Origin of the sequence: Pseudonocardia sp. (genome assembly GCF_025465255.1) — a bacterium.
GTDB lineage: Bacteria > Actinomycetota > Actinomycetes > Mycobacteriales > Pseudonocardiaceae > Pseudonocardia.
Map to the genome: position 1 here is coordinate 19,969 of NZ_JAODNI010000004.1, position 17,265 is coordinate 37,233.

Consider the following 17,265-nt stretch of genomic DNA (forward strand, 5'->3'; position numbering starts at 1 on the left):
CTCCCCCGGGGTCGCCGCTCGACAGCGAGCTGACCCGATGAGCGTCCTCCTCTCCCTGCTGGGGCTCCTGGCCGTCGCCGCGCTGACCCTCGGCACCGCGATCTCCGTCGCGTCCGAGTTCTCCCTGACGGCGCTGGAGCGCAGCCAGGTCGACTCGCACGTCACCCTGGTCGGGGACCGCCGGGCCCGCAGCGTGCAGCGCGCCCACCGGGCCCTTTCGTTCCAGCTCTCCGGCAGCCAGCTCGGCATCACCGTCACCACGCTGGCCACCGGCTACGTCGCCGAGCCCGCGATCGCCGAGCTGATCCGCCCCGGGCTCACCGGGCTCGGGATGTCCGAGGGCCTCGCCGGCGGCGTCGCCACCGGGTTGGCCCTGGCCATCGCCACGACGCTGTCGATGGTGTTCGGCGAGCTGGTGCCGAAGAACATCGCGATCGCCCGGCCGCTGGCCACCGCGCGCGCCGTCGTCTGGCTGCAGAGCGGGTTCGCGCACGCGTTCCGCTGGCTGATCGACGCGCTGAACTCGTCCGCGAACGCCGTCGTGCGCCGCCTGGGTGTCGAGCCGGCCGAGGAGCTCCGGTCCGCGCGGTCCCCGCACGAGCTCAGCTCGCTCGTCCGGTCCAGCGCCCAGCAGGGCACGATCGACGAGGGCACCGCCGAGCTGCTGGACCGCTCGCTGCGGTTCACGGACCGCGTCGCGGAGGACCTGATGACCCCGCGCGTGCGCGTCGAGACGCTGAGCGAAGACGACACTGTCGCGGACCTGCTCAACCTCTCCCGGCGCAGCGGCTTCTCCCGCTTCCCTGTGCACAACGGGGACCCGGACTCGGTGCTGGGCCTCGTGCACGTCAAGCAGGCCTTCGGGGTCCCGCCGGGTGAGCGGGACGGCACGCCGGTGCGCGGGCTCGTCCAGGACTCGGAGATCGTGCCGGAGTCCCTCGACGGCGACGACCTGCTGGTCCGGCTGCGCGCCGGGCTGCAGATGGCCGTGGTGATGGACGAGTACGGCGGCACAGCCGGGATCGTCACGCTCGAGGACCTGATCGAGGAGATCGTCGGGGACGTCCGCGACGAGCACGACCGGGCCGAGCAGGCCCGGGTCCGGCCGCTCGGCCGGGGCAGCTGGATGGTGTCCGGGCTGCTGCGCGCGGACGAGATCGACGAGGCCACCGGCTTCCGGATGCCCGAGGGCGAGTACGAGACGCTCGCCGGGCTGGTGCTCGAACGGCTCGGCCGGATCCCGGACGTCGGGGACGACGTCAGCGTCGAGGGTTGGCGGCTGACCGTGATGCGCCGGGACCGCAACCGCGTGGCCGAGCTGCGCCTGGCGCGGCTCGCCCCCGCCCGCACCGAGGAGGCGGCCCGTGGCTAGCGACCTGCTCTCCCTACTCGCGGCGATCCTGCTGCTCGGCGCGAACGCGTTCTTCGTCGCGGCGGAGTTCGCGCTGATCTCCGCGCGCAAGGACCGCCTGCAGACGATGGCGGACGACGGCGTCGCGGGGGCGAGCACCGTGCTCCGGGCCAGCGGGGACATCTCCCGCATGCTCGCGGCGTCCCAGCTGGGCATCACGATCGCATCCCTGCTGCTCGGCCGGCTCGGCGAGCCCGCCGTGGCGCACTTCGTCGAGGTCCCGCTCGAGTGGCTCCACATCCCCGAGACGTTCCTGCACCCGATCGCTTTCGCGCTCTCGCTGGCCCTGGTCAGCGTCGCGCACATCCTGCTCGGCGAGATGGTCCCGAAGAACGTGGCGATCGCCGGCCCCGAACGCGCCGCGATCCTGCTGGTCCCGCCGTTCCTGATGTTCACGACGGCGATGCGGCCGTTCATCGAGCTGTTCAACCGGATGGCGAACAGCGTGGTCAAGCTGCTCGGGATCGAGCCGAAGGACGAGCTGGAGAGCGCGTTCACCTCGGGGGAGCTGTCCGAGATGATCGCGGACTCGCAGCGCGAGGGCCTGCTCGACGACGAGGAGTCCACCCGGATCGCGCGCACCCTGCGGTCCGCGGAGACCACCGTCGCGAACGTCCTCGTCCCGCCCGGGGACGTGGTGAGCCTGCCCCCGCAGCCCCGCGTGGGCGACGTCGCGCAGGCGGTCGGCGAGACCGGGTTCTCCCGCTTCCCGCTCCGCGCGCACGACGGCCGCTTCACCGGATACCTGCACGTCAAGGACATCCTGGACGTCGTCGACGACCCGTCCGCCGTCATCCCGCACGGCCGCATCCGCGGCCTGCCCGAGGTGCCCGCGGACGCCCGGCTCGACGAGGCCGTCGCCGCGCTGCGCTTCTCCCGGGCCCACCTGGCCCGGGCGGTCGACGAGGCCGGCGCCACGGTCGGCCTGGTGGCGATGGAGGACCTGATCGAGCACTACGTCGGGACGGTCCGGGACGCGACTCACACGTCCGACGGCTGAGGTCGCCGCGAGTCGCGCTCCGGAACCCCGCGAGTCGCGCTCTCGGACCGTGCGAGTCGGGACCTGGAGCCGCGTGAGTCGGGGTCGCGACTCCGCGAGTCGCAGTCCGGAACCGGGCGGGTCGCGAGCCGAGACGGGTCGAGTCGTGGTGTAGCGCCAGGCGACTCGAGCCGGGGACCGGCGGGCCAGGGACCTGGATTCGGAGCAACCCTGCCTCCGGATCGCGCTCCGGGCATCGGTCCGCCCCTAGGTAGGGGGATGACCACGAACCGGGCGGCGATTCGTACTCACCGGGTACGTTTTGCCGCCCGATTCGCGATCATGCAGCGACGGCCGCGCCTCCGGGTGCCGCTCGGATCGCCTGCCCCGCCCCCGGGGACTCGCGACTCGCGGATCGCAGAGCCCGACTCGCGGGGCCTCGCAGCGCACCCTGCGGGGGGAGGGCTGGAGCCGCGCGTCCTGGGGATCTGCGGCGAGGCCGAGTCGGGGGTGGACCTGTGTGCCGGCGGCCGCGCATCCGGCATCCGTACCATCGATGCCGTGCCCCGGGACGTCGTGACGCTCGCGGAGCCCGAGTGGCGGGCCGCCGCCGCGGAGCACCGTGCCCGGATGGAGCGCTGGACCGTCCCGCACCGGGAGCGCCGCCGGCGACGCGAGTCGCACCCCGTGCAGGACTTCCTGTTCACCTACTACTCGCTGCGCCCGTCGCGGCTCGAGCAGTGGCATCCCGGCCCGGGCGTCCGGCTCCTCGGGGACACCGCCGAGTTCGCGGAGCAGCCCGGCTACCGCCCGGACGGCGACGGGATCGTGCTCGATCCCGCGCTGCTCCCCCGCCGGCTGCGGGACACCGCCGGCTTCGTGCACGGCCTGGTGCGCGCCACCGCGTCCCGCCCGGCCCGGCTCGGCTGCTTCGGGCTGCACGAGTGGGCGATGGTCTACCGCATCGAGCAGCCGCGGCACGACGCCGTGCCGCTACGCCTCGGCCCGGCCGGGACGGACGAGGTCGTCGAGTCGATGTCCGTGCACTGCACGCACCACGACGCGTTCCGCTTCTTCACCGCCGCGGCCCGGGCCCGCAACGCGGTCGCGCCGACCCGCGAGGACCAGGTCGCGATGGAGCAGCCGGGCTGCCTGCACGCGACGATGGACCTCTACAAGTGGGCCTACAAGCTGCTGCCCGCCACCCCGTCGTCGCTGCTCGGGGACTGTTTCGCCCTCGCCGCGGAGGTCCGTGAGCTGGACATGCGCGCCAGCCCCTACGACCTCGCGGACCACGGCTACCCACCGGTCGCGATCGAGACGCCGGCGGGTCGGGCGGAGTACGCCAGGGCCCAGGCCGGATTCGCGGAACGCGCCGCCCCGCTCCGGGAGCGCCTGCTCGGCCTCTGCGAGCGCCTCATCGCGCCGGCCCCGGAACGCACGAACGGCACTCTCGCTCACCAGGTCTGAGCGAGAGTGCCGTTCGTGAAGATCAGGACGGGGACGATCAGTCCGAGTAGGCCTCGATCGGCGGGCAGGAGCAGACGAGGTTGCGGTCCCCGTGCGCCTGGTCGATCCGGCGGACCGGCGGCCACACCTTGCGGTCGTGCACCCCGGGGACGGCCCCCGTCGGGTAGGCGGCGAGGTCCCGGGAGTACGGGTGGTCCCACTTGTCGCCGAGGCATGCCGTGGTGTGCGGGGCGCCGCGCAGGGGGTTGTCGTCCACCGGCCACTCCCCCGCCTGCACCCGGCGGATCTCGTCCCTGATCCCGATCATGGCGTCGACGAAGCGGTCGATCTCCGCGAGGTCCTCGCTCTCGGTCGGCTCGACCATCAGCGTGCCGGCCACCGGGAACGACATCGTCGGTGCGTGCAGGCCGTAGTCCGCGAGCCGCTTCGCGACGTCGTCGACGGTCACGCCGGACTCCTTGGTGATCCCCCGCAGGTCGAGGATGCACTCGTGCGCGACGGCCCCGTCCCGGCCGGCGTACAGGACCGGGTAGTGCTCGCCGAGCCGCTTCGCGACGTAGTTCGCGGCGGCCACCGCGGTGAGGGTGGCGCGGCGCAGGCCGTCGACGCCCATCATCCGGATGTACGCCCACGAGATCGGCAGCACGCCCGGGCTCCCGTGCGGCGCGGCGGAGACCGCACCCACGACGCCGCGGCCCGGCAGGAAGGGCACCAGGTGCTCGGCGACGGCCACCGGGCCGACGCCGGGGCCACCGCCGCCGTGCGGGATGCAGAACGTCTTGTGCAGGTTCAGGTGGCTGACGTCGCCGCCGAAGGCACCCGGCCGGGCGAGCCCGACCAGCGCGTTCAGGTTCGCGCCGTCGACGTAGACCTGCCCGCCCGCCTCGTGCACCGCGTCGCAGACGGCGCGCACCTCGGTCTCGTACACCCCGTGGGTAGACGGGTAGGTGATCATCAGCGCGGCGAGTGCGTCCCGGTGCGCGTCGATCTTCGCGTGCAGGTCGTCGAGATCGACGTTCCCGTACGCGTCGGTCCCGACCACCACGACCCGCATCCCGGCCATGACGGCGGACGCGGCGTTGGTCCCGTGCGCGCTCGACGGGATGAGGCAGACGGCCCGCCGGTCGTCTCCGCGGGAGCGGTGGTAGGCCGCGATCGCGAGCAGCCCGGCGAGCTCGCCCTGGCTGCCGGCGTTGGGCTGCACCGAGACCGCGGCGTAGCCGGTCAGCTCCGCGAGCCAGCGCTCCAGCTGCGCGATGAGCTCCAGCGAGCCCTCCGTGTCCGCCTCCGGGGCGAACGGATGCAGGTCCGCGAACTCGGGCCAGGTGATCGGCTCCATCTCCGCGGCGGCGTTGAGCTTCATCGTGCAGGAGCCCAGCGGGATCATGGTCCGGTCCAGCGCGAGGTCCGCGTCGGAGAGGCGGCGCAGCCAGCGCATCAGCGAGGTCTCGGACCGGAACTCGTGGAACGTCGGGTGGGTCAAATACCCGGAATCGCGGACCAGCGACGACGGCAGCGCGTCCGCCGTGCCCGCGTCGAGCGCCGCGACGTCCGCGACGGTCACGCCGAACGCCTGCCACACCGCGGTCAGGTGCGCGACCGTGGTGACCTCGGAGCAGGAGACGCCCACCTCGTCGTCGGAGATCAGGCGCAGCGCGATGCCGGCGTCGTGCGCGGCCGCCACGACGTCCGCCGCGCGACCGGGCACCGACGCGACGACGGTGTCGAAGAACCCGTCGTGCACGACCTCGACGCCACCGTCCCGCAGGCCACCGGCCAGCACCGACGCCATCCGGTGGGCCCGCAGCGCGATCCGCTTGAGCCCCTCCGGGCCGTGGTAGACGGCATAGCAGGCCGCGACGACGGCGAGCAGCACTTGCGCGGTGCAGATGTTCGACGTCGCCTTCTCCCGGCGGATGTGTTGCTCCCGGGTCTGCAGGGCGAGCCGCAGCGCGGGGTTGCCGTCCGCGTCCCGGGAGACGCCGACGAGCCGGCCGGGCAGCTGGCGCGCGAACTGCTGCTGCACCGACAGGTATCCCGCGTGCGGCCCGCCGAAGCCCAGCGGGACGCCGAAGCGCTGCGTGGTGCCGACGGCCGCGTCCGCGCCGAGCTCCCCGGGCGGGGTGAGCAGGGTGAGGCCGAGCAGGTCCGCCGCGACGGCGACGAGTGCGCCTCGCGCGTGGGCCTCCTCGATCAACCTCCGCGGGTCCACGACCTGCCCGGAGGCGCCGGGGTAGGAGAGCAGCAGGCCGTAGAGCTCGCCCTCCGGCAGGCCGCCGGAGAGGTCCGCGACCACCAGCTCGATCCCCAGCGGGACGGCGCGGGTGCGCAGGACCTCGATCGTCTGCGGCAGGGTGTCCGTGTCCACCACGAACCGGGAACTCTTCGACTTCCCGGCCCGGCGCAGCAGGGTCATCGCCTCGGCGGCGGCCGTGGCCTCGTCGAGCAGGGAGGCGCCGGCGACGGGGAGCCCGGTGAGGTCCGCGACCATCGTCTGGAAGGCGAGCAGCGCCTCGAGCCGGCCCTGGCTGATCTCCGGCTGGTACGGCGTGTAGGCCGTGTACCAGGCGGGGTTCTCCAGCACGTGCCGCCGGATGACCGGCGGGGTGAGCGTCCCGGAGTAGCCGAGGCCGATCATCGGGACGGTCACGGTGTTGCGGGCGGCGATCCCGCGCAGCTCGGCGAGCATGTCCGTCTCGGACGCCGGGGCGGGGATCGATGTCGGGACGGGCTCGGTGTCTCGGATGCTGGGCGGGAGGGCACGATCCGCCAGGTCCTCGAGGGATCCTGCGCCGATGGCGTCGAGCATGCGGGCGAGCTCGGCCGGGCGGGGCCCGATGTGCCGGTCGACGAACGGGGTGCTCTCCTCGAGCGCGAAGAGGTCCGGGGCGGACGGCGATACGGGGTCGGTCACAGGACGGCCTCCGGGGGCGGGACGGTGGGGCAGGACGACTACGGGCGTGCTGCCCTCCCCCTCTGTCGATCCCCGGATACCCGGGGGCCTGAGAGATTCACCCCGTCTGAGCAGGGCTTTCCCCGTCGGCGGAGGCCGGTCGCGGACGACCGGCATCGCTTTCCAGAGGCGTCTCGCCCACGCGGTCCGGGTGCCTGAGAGGTTCCGGGGAGGATTTGCTCCTTCGGCGCCCTGCTCCGGAGTGCTCCGGGCCGGGTCTCTCCCGCGCGGGATCGGCGACTACGGGATCAGCTTAACGTCATCTCCCGTAGTTCCACGGAGGATCACCGGGCGGATCCTCGACACACTTCCGGGCATGACGAGCACAGGGCAGAGTTCTCCGGTCCCGGCCACCACGGCCGCCTTCCACCTGCAGGCGGCGGTCTCCTTCGCCGTGGCGCTGGCCGCCGTCGCGGTCGGCATCGTGTACCTGCCCGCGGACCCGTGGGTGCGCGGGTTCCTGGGCATCGCGGTGCTGTACGTGACGACGTCCGCGTTCACGCTGGCGAAGTGCGTCCGCGACAAGCAGGAGAGCCTGACGGTGGTGAACCGCGTCGACCAGGCCAGGCTGGAGAAGCTGCTGGCCGAACACGACCCGTTCCGCAACGCCGCCTGACCGAGCTTCTGCACCACGGAGCCAGAACGCGATCACAGGGCCCGAAGCGTCAAGGCTCCACAACGCGACAGAGGGACCGGCGTTCGTTACGAGATGGCGCGGCGGGACCGGCGGCGGGAGAGCTCGTCCTCGGGCGTCTCGTCGACCGTGCCACCGTCCGCACGTTCGACCGGGAAGTCCTTGATCGAGCCGCTGATCTCGCGCATCGCGCCGGAGACCGCGATCCCGAAGACGCCCTGGCCGCCCTGCAGGAGATCCACGACCTCCTCGGGCGAGGCGCACTCGTACACCGTGGTGCCGTCACTGAAGAGCGTGATGCCGGCGAGATCCCTTATCCCGCGGCGCCGCAGGTGTTCCACGGCGACCCGGATGTTCTGCAGGGACACACCGGCGTCGAGCAGGCGCTTGACGACCTTGAGGACGAGGACGTCCTTGAAGGAGTAGAGCCGCTGGCTACCGGAACCGGCCGCACCCCGGATGGAGGGGACGACGAGCCCGGTGCGGGCCCAGTAGTCCAGTTGGCGGTAGGTGATGCCGACGACCTGACAGGCCGTGGGACCGCGGAACCCGACCAGCTGGTCCGGCATCCCGTCGAGCCCCTCACCGACCAGCGGGTCCGGGAAGAGCTCGCCCTGTCCGGGGGCGTCTGAGGACGACCCGTCCACGGCACTCCTTCCCCGATCGCGGCGACCGGGAAGGATCCCCGCGCCGACGACCACCGCCTCGATGATGTCACCGCCGACGGTAAGCGGCCGCGCGCCCAGGGTCAACGTGCCACGCCGCCACCGGTCCTGCTCCCCCGGGCGTGTCGTCGATCAACACCGTGATCGCCGCACCCCGGGGGTCCCGCGCTCGTTCGACGAGGGTCCGGAGACTCAGCCCGGCTGGGCTCCCCGGAAGTCCTCCGGGGACACGGAGTCGAGGAACTCGCGGAACTTCTCGACCTCGTCCTCCTGCTCGTCCGGGATCACCAGACCGGCCTCGGCCAGCACGCTCTCGTCCGCGTGGATCGGCACGCCGACCCGCAGGGCGAGCGCGACCGAGTCGCTCGGCCGGGCGGAGACGGTGATGCCCCCGTCGAAGATCAGCTCGGCGTAGAAGGTGCCTTCCTGAAGGTCCGTGATCCGCACCTGTTCCAGCCGCCGGCCCAGCGCGCCGATCACGTCCTTGAGCAGGTCGTGCGTGAGCGGTCGGGCGGGCTTGACCCCCTGCTGCTCGAGGGCGATCGCAGTGGCCTCGACCGAACCGATCCAGATCGGCAGGTAGCGGTCACCGGACGTCTCCCGCAACAGGAGGATGGGCTGGTTGGCGGGCAGTTCGACCCTGACTCCCACGACGCGCATCTCACTCATGCGCCCGCCTCCTCACCCCTGGTCGCAACATGGTCGACGCTACACGCGAGTCCTCGGGAACGCGCGCCTCCGGACGGGGCGTCGGTGGCGTTCGTCCCCCGGTGCGCGACCGCCCTCGCCGGGCGTCCGCACCGTCGGAGGAGGTCAGCCCCCCGCGCCGCGTTCGCGCGGACCGGTGAGGAAGACCAGCCGGAACTTGCCGATCTGGACCTCGTCACCGTTCGCGAGGACGGCCGTGTCCACCGGCTCGCGGTTCACGTAGGTGCCGTTGAGGCTGCCGACGTCCACGACGACGAACTCGCCGGAGTCCCGGCGGAACTCCGCGTGCCGCCGGGAGACGGTCACGTCGTCGAGGAAGATGTCGCTGTCCGGGTGGCGGCCGGCGCTCGTCGTCGGGCGGTCCAGCAGGAACCGGGATCCGGCGTTCGGCCCGCGCTTGACCACGAGCAGCGCGGACCCCGGGGGCAGCGCGTCGACACCGGAGACCGGCGCATCCTGTGCCGGTGGCTCGACGTCGGCCAGGAAGTCCGCCCGGAAGACCGACGTGGTCTCGGGGGAACGCTCCGGCGGGACGCCGGGCCCGTCGTTCGTGGTCACCTCGGGGTCTCCTCCTGCGATGGTCTGTCCCGGTCGGTTCGCCGGGATCGTGTCCGGCCGGCCACGTGGCGGCACCGCCGGACGATGTCGGACGAACCTATCGTGTCGCTCCGGACCCGGTGGGTCAGGACCCGTCGGTCAGCTGCCGGTAGGCGGCCGCGTCGAGCAGATCGGCGAGCGCGTCCGCCCCGTCGTCGAGCCTCAGCTCGACGATCCAGCCCGTGTCGTAGGCGCCCGTGTTGACGAGCTCGGGGTTCGCCTCGAGCGCGTCGTTCACGGCGACGACCTCTCCGGCCACCGGCGCGTAGATGTCCGAGACCGACTTCGTCGACTCGACCTCGCCGATGGCCGCACCCGCCGCGATCGTGTCCCCCACGGTGGGGAGCTGCACGAACACGACGTCGCCGAGCTGGTCCTGGGCGTGATCGGTGATCCCGACCCGGACCACGCCGCCGCCCAGGTCCTGCACCCATTCGTGGGCGTCGGTGTACCTGAGGTCCTCGGGGACGGAAGTCTCGGCACTCACGCGGGCAGCCTAACGCGGCGTCCCCCGCGCGGCCCCGGCACCCGCGACGACCGGCCCTGCCCGCATCGCGAGCACGAACCGGCCCAGGTAGAGCAGTCCGGACCAGAGGTAGAGCGCCACGCCCCAGACCGCGAAGGCCGTGCCGAGAGGCAGCGCGACGTGACCCCAGGCGTTGTCCGCCTGGCCGAGCAACAGCAGCGGGAACGCGTAGAGCAGCAGGAACGTCGCGGCCTTGCCCAGGTAGGTCACCGGGAAGGGGCCGTAGCCGTACCGGCGCAGCACCACGACGCACACCCCGAGCACCAGGTCCCTGCCGATCAGCACCGCCACCGCCCACCACGGCACGACGCCGCGGGCGCCGAGGGCGAGCAGCGCGGCGAGGATGTAGAGCCGGTCGACGGCGGGGTCCAACAGCTCCCCCACCCGGCTGTACTGGTTCAGCAGCCGGGCGAGCTTGCCGTCCGCCCAGTCCGTCGCCCCGCCCACGGCGAGCACGACGATCGCCCACCCGTCCGCCTGCGGGCCGAGCAGCAGCCACAGGAAAAGCGGCACGCCGGCGAGGCGCAGCACGCTGAGCAGGTTCGGGACGGTCAGGACGCGATCGGTCCGGTCTTGCTCGCCGGTCCCCGGGATTGCCACGCGCCGAGCCTACCGAGGGGCACCCCGGCCGTCGGGGCGGGCGATCGTCGGGCCCGGCTGGAGTTCCGCCCCCTCCCGGGGTCACGATGGGGCCATGGACGCCACGAAGCTCAAGAACGTGCAGGGCCCGTTGAAGCAGCGGTACCGCGAGGACCCGCAGTCCGCGGTCGTGACCCTGAAGGCCGACGGCGAGCTCGACGGCACCGGCGTCGCCTGCCGCGTGCGGACCGCGACGGTGCTGGCCGAGGCCGGCCTGCATCCCGCCACGGGCGGCGACGGCACGCAGCTCTGCTCGGGCGACATGCTCCTGGAGGCGCTCGTCGCCTGCGCCGGGGTGACCCTGCGCGCGGTCGCGACGTCGATGGGCCTCGAGGTCTCCGGGTCGGTGCACGCCGAGGGCGACCTGGACTTCCGCGGCACGCTCGGCGTGGACAAGGAGGCCCCGGTTGGCTTCCGGGACATCCGGCTGTCCTTCGCGTTGGACACCTCCGCGGACCAGGACCAGGTGGCGTCGCTGATCAAGCTCACCGAGCGCTACTGCGTCGTCCTGCAGACGATCAAGGGCAACCCGGCCACCGAGGTCAGCGTCTCCACCGGGGCCTGAGGGATGCTCGCGGACGCCCTGGCCGCCGTCGTCGGGGAGGCGCACGTCCTCACCGGGGACGACGCGCTGGCGGACCACTCGCACGACGAGGCGTTGTCGATCACCTGGCGGCGGCCGTGCGCGGTCGTCCGCCCGGGGTCGACGGCGGAGGTCTCGGCGATCCTGCGGCTCGCGGCCGAGGGCGCCCCGGTGGTCTCCTTCGCCCGGATGAACCGGGTGTTGGAGATCGACACGGAGAACCACGACCTCACCCAGCTGATCGTCGGGTCCGAGGGCACCCTCGCCCTCGTCACCGAGGTCACGCTGCGCCTCTACCCCCGGCTCCCCCACCAGGCCACCGTCCTGGCGCCGTTCCCCACGGTCGACGAGGTGGCGGCGGCGGTCCCGAAGGTCGTCGCGTCCGGCGTCGGGCCGCTGATCCTGGAGTACCTGGACACGGCCACGATGGACGCGATCACCCGGGCCGAGGACCTCGAGCTCGGGCTCCCCGACGCGGTCCGCGCGGGCTCGGACGCCTACCTCCTGGTGAGGCTGGAGAGCGGCGCGAAGGACCGGCTCGACACCGACGTCGAGCGGCTGGGCACGCTGCTCGCCGGCCTCGGCGCCACCGACGCCCACGTGCTGCCCGGGCCGTCCGCGCGCCGGCTCGTCGAGGCGCGGGAGCGCGCGTTCTGGACGGTCCGCGCGGTGGGCGCCGCGGACATCGTCGACGTCGTGGTGTCCCGCGCCGCGATGCCCGAATTCCTGCGGCGGGTCGGGGAGGTCGCCGAGCGGTACGGCTCCCGGCCGGCGGGCTGCGGCCATGCCGGGGACGGCAACGTCCACCTGCCCGTCTTCGAGCCCGACGACGACACCCGCCACCGCCTGCTGGGCGAGGTCTTCCGGGCCGGCCGCGAGCTGGACGGCCCGATCTCGGGTGAGCACGGCGTCGGGCGGAGCGAGCGCCGCCACCACCGGGAGCTCACCGGCCCGGCGACGCTCGCCCTGCTCGCGCGGGCGAAGGCGGCGTTCGACCCGCACGGCATCCTCAACCCCGACATCTCCCCGTCCTCGGAGGACACGACATGAACGGCGCGGAAGCGCTCCTGCGCACCCTGCTCGGCGGCGGTGTGGACGTCTGCTTCGCCAACCCCGGCACGTCCGAGATGCACTTCGTCGCGGCCCTGGACACGGTCCCGGAGATGCGCGGGGTGCTGACCCTGTTCGAGGGCGTCGCGACGGGCGCGGCGGACGGCTACGCCCGGATGGCCGGGAAGCCGGCGGCCACGCTGCTGCACCTCGGCCCCGGCCTCGGCAACGGGGTCGCGAACCTGCACAACGCCCGCCGCGCCGGCTCGCCCGTGGTGAACGTGGTCGGGGACCACGCGACGTTCCACAAGCCGCTCGACGCGCCGCTGGAGTCGGACATCGACGCGGTCGCCGGCACCGTCTCCGGCTGGGTGCGGCGCAGCGCGAGCCCGGCGGAGGTCGGACCGGACGCGGCGGACGCCGTCGCCGCGGCCGTCGGCGGCGGGATACAGGCGGCCGGGCAGGTCGCCACGCTGATCCTGCCGGCGGACGTCTCCTGGACCGAGGACGAGGGCGGCGCGGCCGCCGGGGTCACCCCGGGCACCCCGCTCGGCCGCGGCGCGGTGGACGCCGACGCGCTGGAGGCCGCGGCGAAGGCGCTGGGTTCGATGACGGAGGGCGAGCGCTGCACGATCCTGATCGGCGGCGACGCCACCCGCGAGGAGGGCCTGCTGGCGGCGAGCCGGATCGCGGCCGCCACCGGCGCCCAGGTCCTGGTCGAGACCTTCCCCGCCCGGCACGAGCGCGGTGCGGGCCTGCCGGCCTTCGAGCGGCTCGCCTACGCCGTGCAGGGCGCGCTGCGCCAGCTCGCCGGCACCCGGCACCTGATCCTCGCCGGGGCGGCCGCGCCCGTCAGCTTCTTCGGCTACCCGGACACGCCGAGCGTGCTGTTCCCCGAGGGCTGCGAGGTGCACGAGGTGGCCACGCACGGCGGCCCGGGCGCGGCCGGGCTGCGGGCGCTCGCGGACCTCGTCGCCGGGGACGCCGAACCGGTCCTCGCCGGGCCCGCCCGGCCCGGGCTGCCGAGCGGCGAGCTGACCGCGCAGTCCGTGGCGCAGGTGGTCGGGGCGCTGCTGCCGGAGCGGGCGATCGTCGTCGACGAGTCGGTGACGTCCGGTTTCGCGCTCCCCGCCATGACGGCCGGCGCACCGCGGCACGACGTGCTGACCCTCACCGGCGGGGCCATCGGCTACGGCCTGCCCGCCGCGACGGGCGCCGCCGTCGCCTGCCCGGACCGGCCCGTCTGGTGTCTGGAGGCGGACGGGAGCGCGATGTACACGATCTCCGCACTGTGGACGCACGCGCGCGAGCAGCTGGACGTGACCACGATCGTCTTCAACAACGCCGCCTACGCGATCCTGCGCCTGGAGCTCGCGAACGTGGGCGCGACCGCCCCGGCGGCGGGCTCCCCGGCCCGGCGGCTGCTGGACCTCGGGGACCCGCGGCTGGACTTCGTCTCGATCGCGACCGGCATGGGGGTTCCGGCGGTGCGGGTGACGACGGCCGAGGAGCTCGCGGACGCGCTGCGCCGGGCAGCCGCCGAGCCCGGCCCGCACCTGGTGGAGGCCCTCGTCCCGCCGCTGGCCCCCTGAGGCCCGGCCCGCCCGACCGCTGATCTCACCACTCGTCGCGGCTGGTCGACGGTTCGGCGCGGCCCACCCCCACAACGGGCGGCAGGCCCCGTGGGGTCCGCTTTACAGTGCTCACACGAGCACTTGTCACGCAGCGCGAACGGCGGGGACGCACTGGTGGGAGCGACGGATGAACTGACATCCGCCGATCACGCGTGCGCGGTGCCGGTCAGTGACGAGCAGCTCTGGGAGCTGACGGCGGCCTTCCTCGCCGCCGGCCTCGCGCGGGGCGAGAAGGTCTACTACTTCGACGACGGGACCTCGGACGCGGTCCTCGGACGCCTCGTGGACGACCGCGTCCCGGTCGCGGGTCCCCTGCGCCGCGGCCAGCTCGAGATCGTCACCTCGGACGTCACCCGCGGCGCCTTCCACGCCCCGCTGCCGGCTGTCCAGGAGCTGCTGAACAGCTACATCGACCTCTCCGAGCGGGACGGCTGGGCGGGGTTCCGGATGACCGGCCAGATGAGCTACGGCGCGGCCCGCCCCGCCGGGATCCCGTTGAGCAGCTACGACGCGGTGCTGGACGAGGTGGTGCGCAAGCGGGACTCGGCCCGCGCCCTGTGCCTCTACGACCGCACCCGGTACACCGACGAGCAGATCGAGGAGATGCGCGCCGTGCACCGTGCGGAGGTCACCGCGCCGGCCGCCTACGACGACGGCCTGCTTCGGATCACCCGAACCGGGCTGGGCCGGGCCCGGCTGGCCGGCGAGATCGACCACAGCAACCGGCCCATGATCACGACGCTGCTGCTCGGGGACCTGGACAAGGTCCTGCGCGCGCCGAACGCCCCGAACGACATCGTGCTCAACCTCGCGTCCCTGCGGTTCCTGGACGTGACGACGGCGGTGAGCATGGTGCAGGTGGCGGAGGGCTTCCCGGACACCCACCGGCTCGTCCTGACCGGGGTGCGGCCCCGGGTCCAGCGCGTGTTCGACCGCTGCGGCGCGGCGTTCGCCCGGCAGCTGGCCATCGAGGAGCTCCCCGAGCCCGGGGTGGCCGAGGAGGAGGACCCCGAGTGAAGGTCACCCCCCGCACCCCCGCGGGCCTCGCCCTTCGGCACGCCGTCGCGTTCCACGACACGACGGACGACCTCCTCGCCCAGGCCGTGCCGCTGGTCCGCGAGGCGCTCGACCGCGGGGAGCGGGTGGCGCTGACCGTGCCGGGTGTCGTCGAGCAGGCGATCCGGGGCGCCGTCGGGAGCGCCGAGCTCGTCTCGCTCGCGCCCGCGGTCCCCCCGGTGAGCTCGGTGTCCGGTGCCGCGGAGGGGTCCGGCCAGACCACCGCCGCCCTGCGCGGCCGCGAGCTGCGGATGCTGTGCCGGGACGAGCCGGCGGTCACCGTCGTCGCCGTGCACGACGAGCGACTCGACGGCGCCGACGGCAGCTACTGGACCGAGCTGGACGCGGCACTGAACGTGGCGGTCGCGGACCTGGACGTCACCATGGTCTGCTTCTACCCGTCGTACCCGCTGCACCTGGAGGTGCTGGAGGGCGCGCGGGCGAACCACGCGCTGCTCCTCGCCGGGGGTGAGCTCCGCGAGAACCCCGCGCACCGGTGTCCGGTGGAGGTCCTGCGGAGCCGTCCGGCGCAGTCGCCGGTCGTGCTGGGACCGCCCGACCTGCGGTTGACGTACAACTCCTGGCAGCTGCACGACGTCCGGGGGGCCGTCGAGACGGCGGTCGGGCTGGTCGGGTTCGAGCGGGCCCGGGGCGAGGACCTGGTGCTCGCGGTCAACGAGGTGGCCACCAACGCGGTCGAGCACGGGACGGCGGACGCGGAGCTGTGCCTGTGGGCCTCGCCGACGGAGCTGGTCTGCGAGGTGCACGACGGCGGCACGCTGGGTGAGCGGCTGCCCGGCCTGAAGGCACCGCACCCGAAGGACCCGCGGGGCCGCGGGGTGTGGATCGCACGGCAGCTGTGCGACCTGCTGCACGTCTGGCGGGACGCCTCGGGCACCCACGTGCGGATGCACGCGCGACCCTGAGATATGATCGCTACGCACCATCACTCGGATGGCCGTACCTGCGGCGTAGTGGTCGTGATCGCGGCGTGTAACTGTGACGAAACAGCCTCTTGGCAATTCCGGCGGGTCGGAGAACACTGTTCGACGGCCCAGGCGTCAGGGGCGTGCCGAGCGGCCACCACATGAACCACCACGTGCCATCATTTACGGGGATACCCATGTTGTCTGACGGTCACCGTCGATCCTTCGCGACCCGATCCTGTCACCGCATCACGGTGCTCGGTTCGTTCACCCTCCACTCGGACGGCGCCACCGTGCCGCTGGGTGTGGATGCGCGTCGCGTCGTCGCCTACCTCGCCGTGCACCCGCGGCCCCAGTCGCGCGCGGGTCTCGCCGCGGACCTGTGGCCCGGGGGGCCCGCCGCCTCCGCGGCCCGGCTGCTCACCGAGGCCCTCGCCGCCGTGGACGTACCCGGCCTGCTCGAGGGCGCCGAGGACGAGTCCGCCGCGCTCTCGCTGAGCGAGGACGTCGAGGTCGACCTCTCCGACGCCATGCTGCTCATCCGGGCCTTCGCCGGCGGCGGCCGCCTGGACGAGCGCCCCCACGTGGACCTGCTCAGCGAGGACATCCTGCCCTCGTGGACCTCCCCCTGGATCGCCGTCGAGCGTGAGCGTTTCCGCCAGCTCCGGCTCTCCGCCCTCGAGCAGCTCGTCGGCAAGCTCAGCGAGGCCGGCCTGCACGCCGACGCCGTCGAGATCGCCGAGATCGCCGTCGCGCAGGCCCCCAGCCGCGACAGCGCCCGGCGCGCCCTGATCGAGGCCCACCTGGCCCAGGGCGACGTCGTCGCCGCGGTCGCCCAGTACGACGCCTACCAGGAGCTGCTGCGCTCCAGCATCGGCGGCCCGGTGCCGGCCGGCATGGACAACCTGTTCCCGCCGTCGGCCGCGTGGCCCGTGATGCGCGGCTTCCGTCGCCCGACCCAGCGTTCCGCCGTGATGCTGCCGCAGCTGCGCGCGGCCCGGCCCGCCGGCCAGGGCGGCGTCCGCCGCCTCGTCACCGGCGGTTCGGTCCCCGGTCGCTGACCACCCTCCTCCCGCACGACGGCCCCGGGAACCTGCACAGGTTCCCGGGGCCGTTCCGCATGTCGGGGCCCGGTCGGTCCGGGCTCGGCCCGGCCCGGCTCGGTCGGCTCAGCTCTCCGGCGAACGACTCCGGCGGCGGGCCATGTACAGCGAGTCCGCGACGCCGAAGACGGCCAGGACCGCCAGCACGACGCTGAACGCCGGGTAGCCGGCCAGGAACACCAGGACGGCCGCGGCCAGCAGGACGGGAACGGTGCCGGCGGAGACCCACGCCCGGACGCGGTGCGGACGACGATCGTCGTGGGTGGACCCGGCCATGTCCGCCGGATACCCGATCGGACGGTTCGCGAACCGGCGCTCCTGTCCCGGTGCA

Annotated in this window: 17 protein-coding genes and 1 riboswitch; of the genes, 10 read left to right on the plus strand and 7 right to left on the minus strand. The window is 73.6% G+C overall.

All coding sequences use genetic code 11. The annotated features are described in order from the left end of the window. The first annotated feature begins 37 nt into the window (after positions 1 to 37). From JWP64_RS00365 to JWP64_RS00375, 3 genes are all read left to right on the plus strand, one after another. A complete protein-coding gene (locus JWP64_RS00365; RefSeq protein ID WP_297490789.1) occupies positions 38 to 1,372 on the plus strand; it encodes a hemolysin family protein in 1,335 nt (444 codons plus the stop codon). Beyond that, on the plus strand, positions 1,365 to 2,411 hold the full coding sequence (locus JWP64_RS00370; protein WP_297490790.1) for a hemolysin family protein: 1,047 nt from the start codon (positions 1,365 to 1,367) through the stop codon (positions 2,409 to 2,411). Before JWP64_RS00365 ends, JWP64_RS00370 begins: the two co-directional genes overlap by 8 nt. A gap of 609 nt (positions 2,412 to 3,020) precedes the next feature. Beyond that, complete coding sequence (locus JWP64_RS00375) at positions 3,021 to 3,860, plus strand: 3-methyladenine DNA glycosylase (protein WP_297490896.1); 840 nt, start codon at positions 3,021 to 3,023, stop codon at positions 3,858 to 3,860. Positions 3,861 to 3,897: 37 nt separating this feature from the next. On the opposite strand, the gene gcvP is transcribed toward JWP64_RS00375, so the two are convergent. Beyond that, complete coding sequence (gene gcvP, locus JWP64_RS00380) at positions 3,898 to 6,774, minus strand: aminomethyl-transferring glycine dehydrogenase (RefSeq protein WP_297490792.1); 2,877 nt, start codon at positions 6,772 to 6,774, stop codon at positions 3,898 to 3,900. A 172-nt stretch (positions 6,775 to 6,946) separates the two neighbouring features. Further along, positions 6,947 to 7,049: riboswitch (glycine riboswitch) on the minus strand. An 80-nt stretch (positions 7,050 to 7,129) separates the two neighbouring features. Here gcvP and JWP64_RS00385 point away from each other — a divergent pair. Further along, a complete protein-coding gene (locus JWP64_RS00385) occupies positions 7,130 to 7,429 on the plus strand; it encodes a YiaA/YiaB family inner membrane protein (RefSeq protein ID WP_297490795.1) in 300 nt (99 codons plus the stop codon). Positions 7,430 to 7,515: 86 nt separating this feature from the next. Here JWP64_RS00385 and JWP64_RS00390 read toward each other — a convergent pair whose 3' ends face one another. From JWP64_RS00390 to JWP64_RS00410, 5 genes are all read right to left on the minus strand, one after another. After that, positions 7,516 to 8,040 (minus strand): MerR family transcriptional regulator, encoded by a 525-nt coding sequence (locus JWP64_RS00390; RefSeq protein ID WP_297490898.1) that lies wholly within the window; start codon positions 8,038 to 8,040, stop codon positions 7,516 to 7,518. 264 nt (positions 8,041 to 8,304) lie between these two features. Next, positions 8,305 to 8,781, minus strand: a complete 477-nt coding sequence (locus JWP64_RS00395; protein WP_297490797.1) for a bifunctional nuclease family protein — start codon at positions 8,779 to 8,781, stop codon at positions 8,305 to 8,307. Between the two features lie 144 nt (positions 8,782 to 8,925). After that, a complete protein-coding gene (garA, locus tag JWP64_RS00400; protein WP_297490799.1) occupies positions 8,926 to 9,378 on the minus strand; it encodes a glycogen accumulation regulator GarA in 453 nt (150 codons plus the stop codon). A 124-nt stretch (positions 9,379 to 9,502) separates the two neighbouring features. Further along, on the minus strand, positions 9,503 to 9,904 hold the full coding sequence (gene gcvH, locus JWP64_RS00405; protein ID WP_297490801.1) for a glycine cleavage system protein GcvH: 402 nt from the start codon (positions 9,902 to 9,904) through the stop codon (positions 9,503 to 9,505). 9 nt (positions 9,905 to 9,913) lie between these two features. Then, positions 9,914 to 10,543 (minus strand): CDP-alcohol phosphatidyltransferase family protein, encoded by a 630-nt coding sequence (locus JWP64_RS00410; protein WP_297490805.1) that lies wholly within the window; start codon positions 10,541 to 10,543, stop codon positions 9,914 to 9,916. Positions 10,544 to 10,637: 94 nt separating this feature from the next. On the opposite strand from JWP64_RS00410, the gene JWP64_RS00415 reads away from it, so the two are divergent. The 6 genes from JWP64_RS00415 to JWP64_RS00440 all read left to right on the plus strand — a co-directional run bounded on the left by JWP64_RS00415 (position 10,638) and on the right by JWP64_RS00440 (position 16,892). Next, on the plus strand, positions 10,638 to 11,147 hold the full coding sequence (locus JWP64_RS00415; protein WP_297490807.1) for an OsmC family protein: 510 nt from the start codon (positions 10,638 to 10,640) through the stop codon (positions 11,145 to 11,147). 3 nt (positions 11,148 to 11,150) lie between these two features. After that, positions 11,151 to 12,215, plus strand: coding sequence for an FAD-binding oxidoreductase (locus tag JWP64_RS00420; RefSeq protein WP_297490810.1), 1,065 nt, complete (start codon positions 11,151 to 11,153; stop codon positions 12,213 to 12,215). Next, positions 12,212 to 13,807 (plus strand): acetolactate synthase large subunit, encoded by a 1,596-nt coding sequence (locus JWP64_RS00425; RefSeq protein WP_297490812.1) that lies wholly within the window; start codon positions 12,212 to 12,214, stop codon positions 13,805 to 13,807. The genes JWP64_RS00420 and JWP64_RS00425 overlap by 4 nt, the downstream gene beginning before the upstream one ends. 156 nt (positions 13,808 to 13,963) lie before the next feature. After that, positions 13,964 to 14,866 (plus strand): MEDS domain-containing protein, encoded by a 903-nt coding sequence (locus JWP64_RS00430; protein ID WP_297490814.1) that lies wholly within the window; start codon positions 13,964 to 13,966, stop codon positions 14,864 to 14,866. After that, entirely contained in the window at positions 14,863 to 15,831 is a 969-nt protein-coding gene (locus JWP64_RS00435) for an ATP-binding protein (RefSeq protein WP_297490816.1), read from the plus strand. The genes JWP64_RS00430 and JWP64_RS00435 overlap by 4 nt, the downstream gene beginning before the upstream one ends. 254 nt (positions 15,832 to 16,085) lie before the next feature. Beyond that, positions 16,086 to 16,892 carry a BTAD domain-containing putative transcriptional regulator gene (locus JWP64_RS00440; protein ID WP_297490819.1) on the plus strand — a complete coding sequence of 269 codons (807 nt, stop codon included), beginning with the start codon at positions 16,086 to 16,088 and terminating at the stop codon, positions 16,890 to 16,892. Positions 16,893 to 17,000: 108 nt separating this feature from the next. Here the strand turns inward: JWP64_RS00440 and JWP64_RS00445 are convergent, their stop codons facing one another. Beyond that, positions 17,001 to 17,210, minus strand: a complete 210-nt coding sequence (locus JWP64_RS00445) for a hypothetical protein (RefSeq protein WP_297490822.1) — start codon at positions 17,208 to 17,210, stop codon at positions 17,001 to 17,003. Positions 17,211 to 17,265: the final 55 nt, after the last annotated feature.

Bases quoted from the DNA above. Each gene is read 5' to 3' on its own strand.
- JWP64_RS00365 (WP_297490789.1), top strand. From the start codon at position 38: ATGAGCGTCCTCCTCTCCCTGCTGGGGCTCCTGGCCGTCGCCGCGCTG.
- JWP64_RS00415 (WP_297490807.1), top strand. From the start codon at position 10,638: ATGGACGCCACGAAGCTCAAGAACGTGCAGGGCCCGTTGAAGCAGCGG.
- JWP64_RS00395 (WP_297490797.1), bottom strand. From the start codon at position 8,781: ATGAGTGAGATGCGCGTCGTGGGAGTCAGGGTCGAACTGCCCGCCAAC.
- JWP64_RS00425 (WP_297490812.1), top strand. From the start codon at position 12,212: ATGAACGGCGCGGAAGCGCTCCTGCGCACCCTGCTCGGCGGCGGTGTG.
- JWP64_RS00420 (WP_297490810.1), top strand. From the start codon at position 11,151: ATGCTCGCGGACGCCCTGGCCGCCGTCGTCGGGGAGGCGCACGTCCTC.
- JWP64_RS00445 (WP_297490822.1), bottom strand. From the start codon at position 17,210: ATGGCCGGGTCCACCCACGACGATCGTCGTCCGCACCGCGTCCGGGCG.
- JWP64_RS00375 (WP_297490896.1), top strand. From the start codon at position 3,021: ATGGAGCGCTGGACCGTCCCGCACCGGGAGCGCCGCCGGCGACGCGAG.
- JWP64_RS00385 (WP_297490795.1), top strand. From the start codon at position 7,130: ATGACGAGCACAGGGCAGAGTTCTCCGGTCCCGGCCACCACGGCCGCC.